The organism is Chitinophaga sp. GbtcB8, assembly GCF_019091455.1.
Taxonomy (GTDB): Bacteria; Bacteroidota; Bacteroidia; order Chitinophagales; family Chitinophagaceae; genus Chitinophaga.
This window is the reverse complement of the sequence record NZ_JAGXJN010000034.1, coordinates 57,846-72,376: the sequence shown is the minus strand read 5'-3', so window position 1 is coordinate 72,376 and position 14,531 is coordinate 57,846. Positions and strand designations below refer to the sequence as shown.

At 48.5% G+C, this 14,531-nt stretch carries 15 protein-coding genes; 11 read left to right on the top strand and 4 right to left on the bottom strand.

The window, feature by feature from the left end; translation table 11 throughout:
* Nucleotides 1–88 precede the first annotated feature (88 nt).
* The 5 genes from KVT36_RS24300 to KVT36_RS24280 all read left to right on the top strand — a co-directional run bounded on the left by KVT36_RS24300 (nucleotide 89) and on the right by KVT36_RS24280 (nucleotide 5,122).
* Nucleotides 89–2,545 (top strand): ABC transporter permease, encoded by a 2,457-nt coding sequence (locus tag KVT36_RS24300; RefSeq protein ID WP_217606052.1) that lies wholly within the window; start codon nucleotides 89–91, stop codon nucleotides 2,543–2,545.
* A 396-nt stretch (nucleotides 2,546–2,941) separates the two neighbouring features.
* Nucleotides 2,942–3,460 carry an RNA polymerase sigma factor gene (locus KVT36_RS24295; RefSeq protein ID WP_217606051.1) on the top strand — a complete coding sequence of 173 codons (519 nt, stop codon included), beginning with the start codon at nucleotides 2,942–2,944 and terminating at the stop codon, nucleotides 3,458–3,460.
* The gene (locus KVT36_RS24290; RefSeq protein ID WP_217606050.1) at nucleotides 3,447–3,926 is read left to right on the top strand and encodes a hypothetical protein; all 480 of its coding nucleotides are present in this window, start codon (nucleotides 3,447–3,449) and stop codon (nucleotides 3,924–3,926) included. Before KVT36_RS24295 ends, KVT36_RS24290 begins: the two co-directional genes overlap by 14 nt.
* 114 nt (nucleotides 3,927–4,040) lie before the next feature.
* Nucleotides 4,041–4,565 carry a DUF4252 domain-containing protein gene (locus tag KVT36_RS24285; RefSeq protein WP_217606049.1) on the top strand — a complete coding sequence of 175 codons (525 nt, stop codon included), beginning with the start codon at nucleotides 4,041–4,043 and terminating at the stop codon, nucleotides 4,563–4,565.
* Entirely contained in the window at nucleotides 4,562–5,122 is a 561-nt protein-coding gene (locus tag KVT36_RS24280) for a DUF4252 domain-containing protein (protein WP_217606048.1), read from the top strand. The genes KVT36_RS24285 and KVT36_RS24280 overlap by 4 nt, the downstream gene beginning before the upstream one ends.
* A gap of 154 nt (nucleotides 5,123–5,276) precedes the next feature.
* Here KVT36_RS24280 and KVT36_RS24275 read toward each other — a convergent pair whose 3' ends face one another.
* Both KVT36_RS24275 and KVT36_RS24270 read right to left on the bottom strand, forming a co-directional pair.
* Entirely contained in the window at nucleotides 5,277–5,564 is a 288-nt protein-coding gene (locus KVT36_RS24275) for a DUF721 domain-containing protein (protein WP_217606047.1), read from the bottom strand.
* Nucleotides 5,565–5,582: 18 nt separating this feature from the next.
* Nucleotides 5,583–6,626 (bottom strand): hypothetical protein, encoded by a 1,044-nt coding sequence (locus KVT36_RS24270; RefSeq protein ID WP_217606046.1) that lies wholly within the window; start codon nucleotides 6,624–6,626, stop codon nucleotides 5,583–5,585.
* A 111-nt stretch (nucleotides 6,627–6,737) separates the two neighbouring features.
* Here KVT36_RS24270 and KVT36_RS24265 point away from each other — a divergent pair, with 111 nt between their 5' ends.
* The gene (locus KVT36_RS24265; RefSeq protein WP_217606045.1) at nucleotides 6,738–7,622 is read left to right on the top strand and encodes a GyrI-like domain-containing protein; all 885 of its coding nucleotides are present in this window, start codon (nucleotides 6,738–6,740) and stop codon (nucleotides 7,620–7,622) included.
* Here the strand turns inward: KVT36_RS24265 and KVT36_RS24260 are convergent.
* A complete protein-coding gene (locus tag KVT36_RS24260) occupies nucleotides 7,601–8,794 on the bottom strand; it encodes a DNA replication/repair protein RecF (protein ID WP_254640177.1) in 1,194 nt (397 codons plus the stop codon). The genes KVT36_RS24265 and KVT36_RS24260 overlap by 22 nt on opposite strands.
* 180 nt (nucleotides 8,795–8,974) lie before the next feature.
* On the opposite strand from KVT36_RS24260, the gene pdhA reads away from it, so the two are divergent.
* From pdhA to KVT36_RS24235, 5 genes are all read left to right on the top strand, one after another.
* Entirely contained in the window at nucleotides 8,975–9,985 is a 1,011-nt protein-coding gene (gene pdhA, locus KVT36_RS24255; RefSeq protein WP_217606044.1) for a pyruvate dehydrogenase (acetyl-transferring) E1 component subunit alpha, read from the top strand.
* A gap of 134 nt (nucleotides 9,986–10,119) precedes the next feature.
* Nucleotides 10,120–10,830, top strand: coding sequence for a tol-pal system YbgF family protein (locus tag KVT36_RS24250; protein ID WP_217606043.1), 711 nt, complete (start codon nucleotides 10,120–10,122; stop codon nucleotides 10,828–10,830).
* A gap of 21 nt (nucleotides 10,831–10,851) precedes the next feature.
* Nucleotides 10,852–11,349 (top strand): 6,7-dimethyl-8-ribityllumazine synthase, encoded by a 498-nt coding sequence (gene ribH / locus KVT36_RS24245; RefSeq protein ID WP_217606042.1) that lies wholly within the window; start codon nucleotides 10,852–10,854, stop codon nucleotides 11,347–11,349.
* 54 nt (nucleotides 11,350–11,403) lie between these two features.
* The gene (locus KVT36_RS24240) at nucleotides 11,404–12,132 is read left to right on the top strand and encodes a (Fe-S)-binding protein (protein ID WP_217606041.1); all 729 of its coding nucleotides are present in this window, start codon (nucleotides 11,404–11,406) and stop codon (nucleotides 12,130–12,132) included.
* 25 nt (nucleotides 12,133–12,157) lie between these two features.
* On the top strand, nucleotides 12,158–12,568 hold the full coding sequence (locus KVT36_RS24235) for an EVE domain-containing protein (RefSeq protein ID WP_217606040.1): 411 nt from the start codon (nucleotides 12,158–12,160) through the stop codon (nucleotides 12,566–12,568).
* 144 nt (nucleotides 12,569–12,712) lie between these two features.
* Here KVT36_RS24235 and KVT36_RS24230 read toward each other — a convergent pair whose 3' ends face one another.
* Nucleotides 12,713–14,398, bottom strand: a complete 1,686-nt coding sequence (locus KVT36_RS24230; protein ID WP_217606039.1) for a GMC oxidoreductase — start codon at nucleotides 14,396–14,398, stop codon at nucleotides 12,713–12,715.
* Between the last annotated feature and the right edge of the window lie 133 nt (nucleotides 14,399–14,531).

Below are 14,531 nucleotides of genomic sequence, written 5' to 3'. Positions count from 1 at the left end.
CACAGTGTTCCCTGTACGTATATCATTGAAAATTAAAGCAATATATTTCTGACCTGTTTTTTGTACGGCAGTAGCCAATCTCACTGTTATGATCAATACCAGCATTAAGCTCTCATTCCGTGCATTATGGAGAAAGCGGTCTTTTTCCCTGATCAATATCCTGGGCCTGGCAGTAGGCATTGGCGCAGGCTTGCTCATTTTCCTGGTGATCCGGCATGAAATGACCTATGATGATTACCAGACAAAACGTGACCGCATATACCGGGTAGTAACCAGCAGCATTAACCGCAGCAATGGGGAAGTAGGCTGGACACATAGTATGGTAGTGCTACCCCTGGAAAGTGGCCTGCAAAGAACTTTTCCCACGCTGGAAAAGATAGCCACTGTGTGGGAGATCGGGGGTTCGCAGATCTATGTGCCCGGCAAAAACCTGTCTGACGAAAAGAAGTTTAAAGAACCGGGCGGGCTGTTTTTTACAGAACCCTCCCTGTTTGATATACTGGATTTTACCTGGCTGGAAGGTAATGCTGCCGGCCTGAAAGAGCCTAACACCGTGGTGCTGGAAGAAAATATGGCTACCAACTATTTTGGCAGCATCCACAATGCTATGGGCAAAACCATACAATTATGGTCTTATCGTATACCCCTGCGCGTTACCGGAGTATTTAAGAACCTGACGGAGCATACAGATATACCGCTGCGCATGGGCATTTCCAACCCTACCCGCATAAATCTGATCGGCACTCCGCAGCAGCAGGCGCAGGCCATGGACGACTGGCGCTCTCTTGCCGGAGGCTCCCAATGTTTTGTGCTGCTGCCCAAAAATGAAAATATAAAACGCTTACAGGCGCAGCTGCCGGCATTTGTAAAGAATAATTACAAGGAGGATGAGGACCATACCTTTACCACCACCAGACTTAATTTTCAGCCGATGCGGGAAATGCACCTGGATAAACGTTTTGGTACCATTAGGGGCAATAGCCTTTCCACCAAAGAGTTGTGGGCGCTGGGCCTCATTGGCACTTTTTTACTGCTGGTAGCCTGCATCAACTTTATAAACCTGGCCACTGCGCAAGCCGTAACCCGCGCCAAGGAAATAGGCGTGCGCAAGGTGCTGGGCAGCAACCGCCTGCAATTGTTAAGACAGTTCCTGAACGAAACAGCCCTTATTACTTTCCTGGCACTGATAAGCGGCATTATACTGGCCCTGCTGTTTATACCGAAGCTAAATCAGCTGATGGGCAAAACACTGACCATGGACCTGTTGCAGGCGCCTTCCATTCTGTTGTTCCTGATAGCAACCGGCTTGCTGGTAACGTTGCTGGCCGGTTTTTACCCGGCCATGGTGTTATCCGGCTTCAGCCCGGTGGCCGCCATTAAAAATAAGATCAGCGCCCGCACAGTAGGCGGTATTTCCCTGCGCCGGGGGCTGGTGGTGTTCCAGTTCATTATTGCGCAGCTGCTGGTAATAGGCACCCTGGTGGTAGTAAAACAAATGCAGTATTTCCGCAAGCAGTCCATGGGTTTTCAGAAAGAGGCTATTGTGCTGGTGGATCTGCCCAGCGACAGTACCTTAAAAGCCAAATACGCTTACCTGAAAACGCGTATGCTGGAATTGCCGGGCGTAACATCAGCTGCATTGTGCAGCAATGCTCCTTCCTCCCTGTCAGGGTATTTTACGGACGTATTTTTTAATAATGATGCTGAGAAACAGCCTTATAGCGTAAAACGGCTGTTTGCAGATACCGGTTACCTGAACACCTTCAAAATGAGCATGGTGGCTGGCCGCATGCCTTATGCCAGCGACACTGCGCGTGAGCTGGTGGTGAATGAAACCCTGGTGAAAAAGCTGGGATTAAAGTCGCCGGAAGAGATCCTGGGAAAACTCATTGGCTTTAGGGATAACAGCCCCCGGTACCCGGTAGTAGGTGTGCTGCGCGACTTCAATAACAGCTCCTTACGCGATCCCATTCAGCCTACCGTGCTCACATCCGGTTATAATGATTATGGCACACTGGCGCTGCGTTTACAGCCGGGTGAGAAAATGGCCGCTACTTTGAAGCAGGTGCAAAAGACCTTTACAGAGATCTATCCTACTTATATCTACGACACTGTTTTCTTTGATGACCAGATCGGGCGGTTCTATACCGCCGAGGCTATGACGGCACAGCTGTTCAAAGTATTTGCCTTCCTGGCCATTTTCATCTCCTGCCTGGGCTTATACGGGCTGGTATCCTTTATGGCCGTGCAAAAAACCAAGGAGGTGGGCATCCGCAAGGTGCTGGGCGCATCTGTGCAGCATATTGTGTACCTGTTCTCAAAAGAGTTCACTTTATTAATAGGCATTGCCTTTATAATAGCCGCGCCCCTGGGATATTATTTTATGCAGGAATGGCTGTCCGGTTTTCAATATCATACCAGTATGGGCTGGGGGACATTTGTGCTGGCGGTTCTGTTATCCATAGGTATTGCCTGGGCAGCAGTAGGGTATAAAGCCGTAAAGGCAGCCCTGGCTAACCCGGTTAAGAGCCTGAAGGCGGAATGATTTAATGTGCAGATGTGCAAATATGCAGATGTGCATGGTTATGCTGCGAAGCCTGCCAGCTGCATATTTGCACATCTACTTAGTTTACCTTATCTTAGAGTAAACCACATTTTACTCAAAATAAACCATTATCTTTTATCACGGTATTCACCAGTATATTGATTACCGGCAGCATAAACACAAATTTCACTACCGGCCGTATGGCCTTGTAAACCAGGCAAAAAGCATCCGGATGGTCAGGTTTTTAATAAAGTATAGTCTCCCCCGATTATAACTATGGTTGAAGTTTCCCGTTCATCAATTGGTGAGCGGGAATTTTTTTTTGTACTTTTTGTAACAAACCTTTTTACCGGTCGTCTTCCTTGTATAACATCGAGAAAACGCCATAACGTTGATATGTCATTAGAGCTGTTTCATTCCCAGGTAATGCCCATAAGGCCAAAGCTGTACCGCTTTGCTTACCGCCTGCTGAATAATGAGCAGGATGCCCAGGACATTACCCAGGATGCAATGCTCAGGGTATGGAACCAGCAGGGCAGGATGGCGGAGCTGCAAAACCTGGAGGCCTGGTGTATGCGTATAGTGCGCAACCTGGCCCTGGACCGGCTGAAGTCAAAAAAATACCGGAATACGGAATTACTGGACAAAGCAGACGCGATGCAGGCCTCCCACCAGCCCAACCCGCACCTGGCCGCCGAACAGCAGGATGTAATGGACCGCGTGCACCGGATCATACACGCCCTGCCGGAAAAATACCGGACCATTATTCAACTGCGTGACATTGACGGTTTTTCCTACCAGGAAATTGCCGACATTCTGGAGCTGACAATGAATGAAGTGAAAACAAACCTGCACCGTGCCAGGAAAGCCGTACGGGAACAACTGCAAAATATTCAGGTATATGGATTACAATAAAATAAGAGCGCTGCTGGAGAAATATTGGGAAGGGGAATCTTCTTTGGAAGAGGAACAGATGCTCCGCCATTTTTTTGTAACGCACACACAGGCCTTACCGGAAGACCTGCGGGAAGCCGCACCTATGTTCCAGTACTTTCGGCTGGAACAGGAGAAGGAAATACCGCAACCGGCGGCCAGGATAGTGCCCCTGCGTAAAAGCAAACCCTGGCAGCACTGGATGAAGTATGCCGCCGTACTGCTTATTATGGCCGGCGTAGGTTACAGCGTGCAGCAGTTCCGGCAAAAACAGCATCAGCTGATAGCCGCCGACTGGACGCAGCAGGACACATTTGAAGATCCGGAAAAGGCATATGCGGAAACGCAGAAAGCCCTGCAGCTCCTGTCCCGTAACCTGAACAAGGGTACGGAGCAGATGGAGAAGCTATCTTACTTTAATGATGCTACACAAAAAATTAAGAATTAATAATTAAGGGTTGTTCAATTATGGTAAAAGTGCGCGCGCCATTCATTTGTAATTCGTAATTGACAATTCGTAATTAACTCAATCCTTCCGCCTTCTAAAACAAAAACTAAGATCATGAAAAAGCAAATCATATTAATACTCTTACTGGTCATTGCCGGGTTACGGTTATCCGCACAGGGCCAGGGAAGTGCCATAGACCGTTTCTTCCAGAAATATGAAGAGGACCGCAGCTTTACACTGGTAAGCGTAACGCCTAAAATGTTCAGCATGTTCAGTAAGCTGGATATTAATACCGGCGAGGGGCAGCAGTTTATGCAGGTTATAAAGAAGCTCCGGGGCCTGCGCATCCTGGCAAAGGAAGACACGAAGGACGGTCCCAAACTGTACCGCGAAGCTGCCGCTTTTCTTACCAAAGACATGGAAGAGCTGATGACCGTACGCGATGATAATACAGACCTGAAATTCATGGTAAAGGAAAATGCCAAAGGCAATATTGCAGAGCTGATCATGCTCGTAGGCAGCGACGATGAATTTGTGGCTATGAGCCTGGTGGGCGATATTGACCTGAACGAAATATCCCAGATTGCCGGTAACATGAACATTCACGGGATGGAAAACCTCAAAAAATTAAAGAAATGAAAGTACGCGCCCTCTTCCTCTTTATTGGCCTGGCATGCGCTGCCGGTCCGGCTTTCAGCCAGCAGAAGTATCTTAAACGTTTCCAGCGTGAGTACTACGACCGCGCAGAAACCCACCGTATAGGCCTGGGATTCCTGATAAGGATGGGCCGCGGATTAATACCCGCCCGGTTAATAGATGATGAAGATGTGTACGTGATAAAACGCATGCTGAAAAAAGTGGGCAAGCTAAAAGTATATACCATCACGGCAGATGATCATGAAAGCATAGCCTCTGCCGATATACAAAAACTAAGGAATACGCTGGTGCAGCGGTCAGGTATGGAGCCACTGCTGGAAGTAAGGAATGAAGACAGCCATGTGTACATGATGAACAAAGGGAAAGGGGATGAGCTGGGCAACCTGGTAGTGCTGATAAAGGATGAACAAGACCTGGTAATGGTGCACCTGCATACCCGTTTGAAAATGAGTGATATCCAGGGGCTGATTGATAAAAAGATGGCCGCATCAAAACCAGTAGCTGCTGCACCTGTAGCTGATAGTACGCAAAGCCTGTAGCCGGCTTAATTAATAATGAAGAATGAATAATTAATAATCACGAAGGCAGTTCTTCAACTACCGGTTGGTTATCAATTATTCATTCTTTTTTTATTCAAAAAGGAAATAAGCAGCAATGTTTTGTGAGATGATAAACCTGTAATTACCCCGATTATTAATTAATAATCACTTCGCGTACAACCGGCTCGCCCAGCATCTCGTTTACCAGTTTAATGATCTTTTCTTTAGCGTAGTTAAGCTCCTGTTTAAGCGGAGCTACATTGGTGGTTATGATCAGCTTAGCGTCAATCAGCTGTATATTTTGTGTATAGCGGGCAATGGTTTTACCCATCAGCTGTTCCCAGTTTTCCTGTATACGCACCTCCATCATCCGCGGTTTCAGGCGGCTTTTATTCATATATTCCCGGAGTGCATCTCCTATTGAGCTAATACCATGACGCATGCGTCAAAGGTAACGTAGTTATTTCAATACCTCCGCAAAAAAATCATACGCTAACTGACTTACTTCCTGCAATTCTACCGCACGTGATGTACCACTTGTGGGATGCGTATAATGCCCGCGCTCACCTGGTAATACAATGAGCCTGTGCGCCGTGGGAATGTCTGCTGCATAATGCGCTGCATTGGTTTCCTTGGGCGTAATAACATCCTCATCACCCACCACTACCTGCACAGGCACCCGGATGTTTTGCAAACCTTCTTTCGTGAATGCCTCTCCGATAGCAGGCGCTAATGCAAATACTGCTTTAATACGTTTATCGTGGTAATCATCTGCAGAATGTAACATCATTTTCTTTACCACCGGATCTGTTTTAGATAAAGCGATCAGGCGGTCAACATCTGCTTTAAGGCTGCCCGGTGGCGGGGGCGCATTGGCAGCCAGGTGCTGCAGGTCAAACCGGGCGCCTGCTATCCATATAGCCGTAGCGCCGCCCAGGGAAAGACCGGCCACGCCTATACGGCTGGTATCAATACGGCCGGCAAACAACGGATCCTGTAGTAATTTGTCCAACACAAAGGATAAGTCTTTAGGCCTCATCCACATGCAAAAATCAGAGAGTGTAAGCAGCGCGGTTTTCCGTTCTTCCACATCCGTACCATTATGATCTACTGCTACGGTAATGTACCCCCTGGAAGCCAGGTAATAACCCAGCCATCGCATATGTAATGCATGGCCCTGCGCGCCATGTGATATGAGAATGAGCGGATACTTTTTTTTGCGGGCAGACAGGCCGGCATCCCGCATGGCGGTTACGGGTGCCGGGAACTGTATGGAATCCTGTATGAGCGCTGCCTGCCCGCCGGCGCCGGATGGATACCAGGTTATACAGCGTATAGGCCGCGGACCGGTGCCCAGCCAGTTGCTGCGGGAGCTGTCTGCAAATTCCCGCTGGCTAACCCCGGTGGGCTGCGGAGTGAATTTTGTTTTGGGTATAGGCGCGCTGGTTTGCGCACAGGCAGTACCGGCAAATAATAAAGCGGTCAGGAATATTTTCATCATCATATTATTCAGAATGGCGCTTAAAATTAAATAGCAAATGCATTCCCCGCGTGCGCATAACAGAAGTTAGCAAGATCGCGTTATTGCAAAACATGGTTTTACTATCTTGGGAGTATGAAAGACCCCGGAAGCCGCAACCGCCCGGATACCACTATGGATTACCGGAACCGCATTAACCAGGCCATGCGTTATATGCGTGCACATTCGGATCAGCAGCTGTGTATTGCAGCTATTGCCGCCCAGGCCCATTTTTCACCTTTTCATTTTCACCGCATCTTTTCCGCCTTCACCGGCGAAACGGTGGGGGAGTACATTACCCGCATCCGCATGGCAAAAGCTGCCAGGCTGTTGGAGGATGGCTGCACCGTGGCTGATGCCGGTGCAGCGGTGGGCTATCAGACCACATCGGCCTTTATAAAAGTGTTCAGGAAAGCATTTGGCATGCTGCCAGCCCGCCGGCCAGACAGGGAAAAGCTGCGCTATCCCCAAAGGCCCGCTAAAACCAACCGCCCGGCAGGTACACTTCAGGCAGCCATACGCGAGCTGCCGGACCTGCCTTTATTGTATGTGAGCAAAAAGGGAGTGGAAAATGAGTTCTTTAATGCCGGTGCTACTTTTGATCTCTTGTACGATTACTTAAACCAGCACAAGCTTACCGGCCATGTACAAATGCGCTTAGGGGTGCTGCGCGATATGGAGCTGCTGGATACAGCCCAATGGCGTTTTGATGCCTGCATAGTGCTGCCGGAAACCTTGCAGCACATCCCTGTAAAACCTATGGAAAGGTGCCTGATAAGCGCCGGAAAATGGGCGGTGTTCTTGCACAAAGGCCCGTATGATACCTTATGGCAAACCTGGAGCCAGGCTTACAGAACCTGGCTGCCTTACAGTAATATGCAGCTGCGGGAGGTGCCGCCTTTTGAAGTATACCTGAATAGCCGGAAAAATACGGCGCCAGAGGGGCTCCTCACGGAAATTCACCTGCCGGTGGGAGAGTGACCAACCTCGATCAGCTGAAAACCTTCTTTCTCTGCAAATGCCGCCTGTAGCCGTTCGGCATGTGTATCTGTAATAAACACCTGCCCGTACTCCTGGCTGCTTACCAGCTGAATGAGGCGTGTAACCCGCTCCTGGTCCAGCTTTTCAAATACATCATCCAGCAGCAGCAGGGGAGGGAACTGTTTTTGTTGTTTGATCACCTCGTACTGGGCCAGCTTCAGGGCAAACAAAAAGCTTTTACGCTGTCCCTGGGAGGCGCTGGCCTTCATGGCATGTTCGTCCAGCAGGAACACAAGGTCGTCCCGGTGAATGCCCCCGCTGGTGCGCTGCAGCAGCAGGTCTTTATGGCGGTTGGCAGCCAGCAGCTTATCCAGCGGCTGTTCCAGCAGGTTACACTGGTACTGGATGCTCACTACCTCGTGTTTGCCGGCCAGGTAATCATATAATTGTTGTACCTGTTGTATAAAAGCGGGCAAAAAGGCCCGGCGCATTTCAAATACCGGCACACCGTGCTGCACCAGCTGGGCGTCAAAAATGTCCAGCAGGACGTCCTGGTTGCGGTTTTGGGTGGCAATGGTTTTTAACAGGCTGTTGCGCTGCTGTAATATCTTATTATAGGTGATGAGGTGTTCCAGGTAATTGGGGTACAGCTGGGAAAGCAGGCCATCCAGCCACTTACGGCGCTCTTCGCTGCCGCCCAGGATGATCTCAGCATCATCCGGCGCAATCATTACAGCCGGGAACTCGCCTATGTGCCGGGAAAAACGGTCATAGCTTTCCTCATCGAGGGTAATGTCTTTTTTACCGTCTTTCAGGGTGCAGATAATGCGGTGGGGCTGCCCGTTGCGTTCCAGCTGCCCATCCAGCCGGAAGCCGTTGGTCTGGTACTGCGTATTTTGCCCTTCATTGCTGCTAAAGTAGCTTTTGGTGAAGCACAGGTAATAAATGGCGTCCAGCAGGTTAGTTTTGCCGCTGCCATTACGGCCGGTAATACCTACAATGCGCTGCTCAAAGGCATAAGCGGTATGCGCATAGTTCTTGAACTGGGTAAGTGATATGTTTTTGATGGTAAGCAAGCGGCAAAGATAAGGGGAAAGGTGAAAGCATAAAGCATAAAGCCGGGCCATACTGTATGTTGGCAGCCGGTACAGGGTACGGCCGATATGCCGCATGGGCTTTTAGCTTTTAGCCTTTAGCTTTTACCAATACCGTACGCTGCATTAAGCTTTCTGCTTTCAGCTTTGCGCTTTTGGCTTAATTTCTAATTCGTAAACGACAAATTTACAGGTAATTGTCACAGTTATTTAGTTTTTAGGATTTTCCTGTTATATTTGCGGACAAATTTAGAAACAGTGGCTACTAAAACAGAAGCGAAGACGAAGTTTACGAAAGAAACGTACTTGTATTGGTATGAGCTGATGCTCTTACTGCGCCGCTTTGAAGAGAAAGCAGGACAGTTATATGGTATGCAGAAGATCCGTGGTTTCTGCCACCTGTACATCGGACAGGAAGCAATTGCCGCAGGCGCCATGAGTGCTACCAAACCCTCTGATAAATTCATCACTGCTTACCGTGATCACGCCCTGGCAATTGCCAAAGGCATTACTGCAGATGCCTGTATGGCAGAGCTGTATGGTAAAGCAACCGGCTGCTCCAAAGGTAAGGGAGGCAGCATGCACTTTTTCTCCAAAGAAAAAGGTTTCTTCGGCGGCCACGGTATCGTAGGCGCACAAATAGGAACCGGTGCAGGCCTGGCTTTTGCAGAGCAATACCAGGGTACAGATAACGTAGTGCTTTGTTTCTTTGGCGATGGCGCCGCCCGTCAGGGTATCCTGCATGAAACCTTTAACATGGCCATGCTGTGGAAACTGCCGGTGATCTTTATTTGCGAGAACAATATGTACGCCATGGGTACTTCTGTAGAACGTACCTCTAATGTACTGGACATCTATAAACTGGCTGAAGCATACGAAATGCCCAGCGATACCATTGATGGTATGAGCTGCGAAGCCGTACACGAAGGCCTGGACCGCGCAGTAAAACGCGCCCGCGAAGGCAATGGTCCTACCCTGGTAGAGATCAAAACTTACCGTTACCGCGGCCACTCCATGAGCGACCCGGCTAAATACCGTACCAAGGAAGAAGTAGAAGAATATAAAGACAAAGATCCTATCAACGTAGTGTTGAAAACGATCCAGAAGAACAAGTGGGCAACCGACGCAGAAATTGAAGCCATCAACGAGAAGGTGAAGAACGAAGTAGAAGAATGTGTGAAATTCGCTGAAGAATCACCCTGGCCTTCCGATGATGAACTGCTGAAGGATGTTTACATGCAGCAGGATTATCCTTTTATAGTAGACTAATAAGTGATTTGGTACAGATGGTTAGTTGTTAGTATTTTTGCGGAAGGTTATCCGCGTTCGCTAACAGCTAACCATTCGTCACTAACCACTATTACTCACACCTATGAGTAAAAAACTGATAACAAACAAAAAAAATGGCAGCAGAAACAAAGCATAAAGCCGCTACACCAGACACTACAACATCTAAGCAGGATTTTGACCTGCAGGAGTCCATGCACAAGGCAGAGGATTTTTATTACAAGAACAAGAACGTCATTAACATTGCAATAGTAGCAGTGATCGTGATCGTAGGCGGTTTCTTTGCCTACAACCGTTTTATTAAAGCCCCCAACGAAAAGAAAGCACAGGAAATGGTGTTCCACGCGCAGCAGTACTTTGCTGCCGATTCTTTTAAGCTGGCCCTGAACGGTGATGGCAACAACTATGGTTATTTACAGGTAATTGATAAATACGGCGGTACCAAAGTTGGCAACCTGGCTAAATATAGCGCCGGTGTTTGTTACGTACGGCTGGGCGAGTTCCAGAAAGGTATTGATCTGCTGCAGTCATTCAGCGCCAATGATAAACTGGTACAGGCATATGCATATGGCCTTACCGGCGACGCCTATATGGAGCTGAATAAAACAGAGGATGGCATTGACTATTACAAAAAAGCCGGTCATTACAGCGATAATGAGCTAACCGCTCCTTTGTACCTGTTCCGCGCTGGCCTGGCTTTGCAGAAAGCCGGTAAAACGCAGGACGCCATTGCTATTTACAAAGAGATCAAAGAGAAATATCCCCAAACCAACGAAGGCCGCGAAATGGATAAATACCTGGCCAAGCTGGGAGAAGTGAAAGAGTAATTGACTAATCCGTAATTCTACATGTCAATAAATAATCAGACATTACTGAACGATACTGGCATTCTCCATTTAGAGGATGCCAGTGTTGTTATGATCTATACTGAATGGAACGATGGTGTTACCAATGAGCTGGTAGCAGGCTGTGAACGTACTTTACAACAGTATAATATATCCCGCGTAACAAAGATCCAGGTACCCGGCGCTTTTGAGCTGCCGTTTGCCTGCCGCCAGTACTGGGAGGCTAAAAAGGGCACCAGCGCACAACCTGGCGCTATTATTGCATTTGGATGCGTGATCCGCGGAGAAACCCCTCACTTCGATTATGTATGTGATGGCGTTACCTCCGGCATTATGCAGCTAAATGTTCAATTACCCGTACCCGTTATATTCGGGATCTTAACGGTTGATAATATGGAACAGGCGCAGGAGCGCCTGGGCGGTAAACACGGGCACAAAGGGGACGAAGCGGCCATTACCGCGTTAAAGATGATTGCCATGGTACGGCAGCTCCAAAAATAGCGGCAGCATTATCCCCTCCCTAAAGCAGGTCATAAATAGCAAAAGACTAACTCAATGAACGTACAGCTTTTCATACCATGTTTTGTGGACCAGCTTTTTCCGGAAACAGGATTTAATATGGTGAAAGTACTGGAAAAGCTGGGGTGTAATGTAAGCTACAACTCCAATCAAACCTGTTGCGGGCAGCCGGCCTTTAACGCCGGTTACCGGGATGAGTGCCGCGCTGTAGCCACCAAATTCGTAAAAGATTTTCAGGTATATGATTACATAGTAGCGCCCAGCGGGTCCTGCACCGGCTTTGTGCGCAACTACTACAGTAAGCTGTTCGATAACTCTGCCACACACAACGAGGTAAAGCTGCTGCGCAAACATATGTTTGAGTTCACAGAGTTCCTTACCCAGGTGCTGGGAGTTACCGATATTGGCGCCACCCTGAACGGCGTAGCCACCTACCATGATGCCTGCGGCGCACTGCGCGAGTGCGGTATTAAGGAAGGGCCCCGGCAGCTGCTTTCCAAAGTAAAAGGCCTGGAGCTGCGTGAAGTGGCCGACAGTGAAGTATGCTGCGGTTTTGGCGGTACCTTTTCCGTAAAGTTTGAAGCCATTTCCATTGGCATGGGCGAGCAGAAAGTGCTGAATGCCATTGAAAGCGGCGCAGAATACCTGATCTCCACCGATCTTTCCTGCCTGATGCACCTGGATGGTTATATCCGCAAACACGGGCTCTCCATTAAAACCATGCATATTGCAGACGTGCTGGCAAGCGGATGGGGAGTGGATTGATAAATCTAAAATCGTAAATTAGAAGATGAACTACTGGCTTGTTAAATCAGAACCTGTAAAATATTCCTGGGACCAGTTTGTAAAAGATGGCAAAACCTTTTGGGATGGGGTGCGTAATTACGCTGCCCGCAACAATCTCAAAGCCATGAAAAAAGGGGATAAGGTGTTTTTTTATCACAGCAATGAAGGACTGGAAATTGTGGGTATTGCAGAAGTGCTGAAAGAACATTACCAGGACCCTACCACTACGGATGCCAACTGGGTAGTAGTGGATCTGAAACCCGTAAAACCTTTAAAGAAAGCCGTTACCCTGGCACAGGTAAAAGCAGAAAAACGCCTGGCAAACCTGCAGCTGGTAAAGCTGAGCCGCTTATCCGTAAGCGCCGTTACCCACGATGAGTTTAGTGTGATCATGGAAATGGCGGACATGAAGTAGATGTGCAAATATGCAGATGTGCAAATGTGCAGATGAAATAATGCAGCGAATATAAAAAAGCCCTGACAGCTTACGAAAACTGTCAGGGCTTTTTGTTTTATCATCCTATCATCTGCACATTTGCATATCTGCACATCTACTCATCTACAAATTCCCTTTCTTCATTTCTCCCACAGCATAATCACAGGCCCTGGCAGTGAGCGCCATATAGGTGAGGGAAGGGTTCTGGCATGCGGAGGAGGTCATGCAGCTGCCATCTGTAACAAACACATTCTGTACTTCGTGCATCTGGTTCCATCTATTCAGCACAGAGGTGGCAGGGTCGTTACCCATGCGGGCAGTACCCATTTCATGCACACATTCCCCGCCAATATAATTATAGTCAAAACCGGATATGTTGGTAAACCCGCTTTTCTCCAGCATTTCCATGGCGCTTATTTTCATGTCCGTACGCATGCTTAGCTCATTGCCGCCCAGCTCAAAAGATATTTTGGCCTGCGGTAATCCCCAGGGATCCGGTTTTGTATTATCCAGCGTTACGCGGTTAAAGGCATAGGGCAGCATTTCGCCCCAGCCGCCTAACCACATGGTCCACTTACCGGGTGCGGTAATGGCTTTTTTAAAGTCTTCCCCAAAACCGGGAGCACTGTAATTATCCATCCAGGCCTCACGTTCGCCATAACCCTGGTAACCAAAACCCCGTACATAATCCGGCATTTTACTGCCTTCATCCAGGTTGCGGAAGCGTGGTATGTAAATGCCGGTGGGCCTTCTGCCAATATAATAGCGGTCATGCAGCCCGTCAAAATCACCTTTGGCGCCTACTTTAAAATGATGGTCCATCAGGTTGCGGCCTACCTGGTCGCTGCCATTACCCAAACCGGTGGGGAATGCATCTGACACAGAGTTCAGCAGAATAGCCGCTGTGGCAATGGTAGAGGCATTCAGGAAAATAATACGTGCATAATACTCGTAAGATTCTTTAGTTTCCGAATCTATAACGTGAACGCCTATAGCCTTTTTCTTATCCTTGTCATAAATAATAGATGCCACGGTAGAAAACGGCCGCAACGTAAGATTATTGGTAGCTTTTGCTGCAGGCAGGGTAGCTGCGTTGCTGCTGAAGTACCCGCCATACGGGCATCCGCGGTGGCACAGGTTACGGTACTGGCAGGGCAGCCGTCCGTTCCAGCCTTTTGTAAGGTTGGCTACGCGGGCAATGGTCACTAAGCGGTCGTTGTATTTCTTTTTCAGCTGTTCGCGGAAGTGCAGCTCCAGGCAGTTCATTTCCATGGCCGGCAGAAATTGTCCGTCCGGCAGGTGAGCTAAGCCTTCTGCCTGCCCGCTGATGCCGGCGTAGGTTTCCACATAATCATACCAGGGCGCAATATCCTTATAACGGATCGGCCAGTCTACTCCATTTCCATCCTGCGCATTAGCGGCAAAATCAAGGTCGCTGAGGCGGTAACATTGCCGTCCCCAGGTAAGGGAGCGCCCGCCCACCTGGTAGCCGCGTATCCAGCTAAAAGGCGTTTCCTGTATGTAGGGATGTTCAGAGTCCCGCACAAAAAAGTGCTTGCTGCTTTCATCATAAGCAGCGCTTTGTACCGGGTCTGCCATCACATCTTTTTCAGGATTGGTGAGGCGGTGTTTAAAATCCCACGGGTTCAGCAGGGTGGTGGGATAATCTTTAATATGCTCCACGTTCCTGCCTCTTTCCAACAAAAGGGTCTTTAATCCTTTTTCACACAGCTCTTTGGCTGCCCAACCACCACTAATGCCAGAGCCAATGACAATAGCGTCAAATGAATTTTCCTTAAGGGCGTTCATATTTCAGTGCATTACTAGGCTAAAATGTATCCGGTATAATATATGAAAAAAAATCCGGTTACCGCAGTAACCGGATCTACGATCTTAGATTTACGATTTTAGATCTGATAGCGGCGGGTCTTATCCGCTCCGG

Excerpts from the sequence above, each read along its gene's own strand:
- KVT36_RS24300 (WP_217606052.1), top strand. The coding sequence starts at position 89 with ATGATCAATACCAGCATTAAGCTCTCATTCCGTGCATTATGGAGAAAG.
- KVT36_RS24295 (WP_217606051.1), top strand. The coding sequence starts at position 2,942 with ATGTCATTAGAGCTGTTTCATTCCCAGGTAATGCCCATAAGGCCAAAG.
- KVT36_RS24290 (WP_217606050.1), top strand. The coding sequence starts at position 3,447 with ATGGATTACAATAAAATAAGAGCGCTGCTGGAGAAATATTGGGAAGGG.
- KVT36_RS24285 (WP_217606049.1), top strand. The coding sequence starts at position 4,041 with ATGAAAAAGCAAATCATATTAATACTCTTACTGGTCATTGCCGGGTTA.
- KVT36_RS24280 (WP_217606048.1), top strand. The coding sequence starts at position 4,562 with ATGAAAGTACGCGCCCTCTTCCTCTTTATTGGCCTGGCATGCGCTGCC.
- KVT36_RS24275 (WP_217606047.1), bottom strand. The coding sequence starts at position 5,564 with ATGCGTCATGGTATTAGCTCAATAGGAGATGCACTCCGGGAATATATG.
- KVT36_RS24270 (WP_217606046.1), bottom strand. The coding sequence starts at position 6,626 with ATGATGATGAAAATATTCCTGACCGCTTTATTATTTGCCGGTACTGCC.
- KVT36_RS24265 (WP_217606045.1), top strand. The coding sequence starts at position 6,738 with ATGAAAGACCCCGGAAGCCGCAACCGCCCGGATACCACTATGGATTAC.
- KVT36_RS24260 (WP_254640177.1), bottom strand. The coding sequence starts at position 8,794 with ATGCGGCATATCGGCCGTACCCTGTACCGGCTGCCAACATACAGTATG.
- KVT36_RS24250 (WP_217606043.1), top strand. The coding sequence starts at position 10,120 with ATGGCAGCAGAAACAAAGCATAAAGCCGCTACACCAGACACTACAACA.
- ribH (WP_217606042.1), top strand. The coding sequence starts at position 10,852 with ATGTCAATAAATAATCAGACATTACTGAACGATACTGGCATTCTCCAT.
- KVT36_RS24240 (WP_217606041.1), top strand. The coding sequence starts at position 11,404 with ATGAACGTACAGCTTTTCATACCATGTTTTGTGGACCAGCTTTTTCCG.
- KVT36_RS24235 (WP_217606040.1), top strand. The coding sequence starts at position 12,158 with ATGAACTACTGGCTTGTTAAATCAGAACCTGTAAAATATTCCTGGGAC.
- KVT36_RS24230 (WP_217606039.1), bottom strand. The coding sequence starts at position 14,398 with ATGAACGCCCTTAAGGAAAATTCATTTGACGCTATTGTCATTGGCTCT.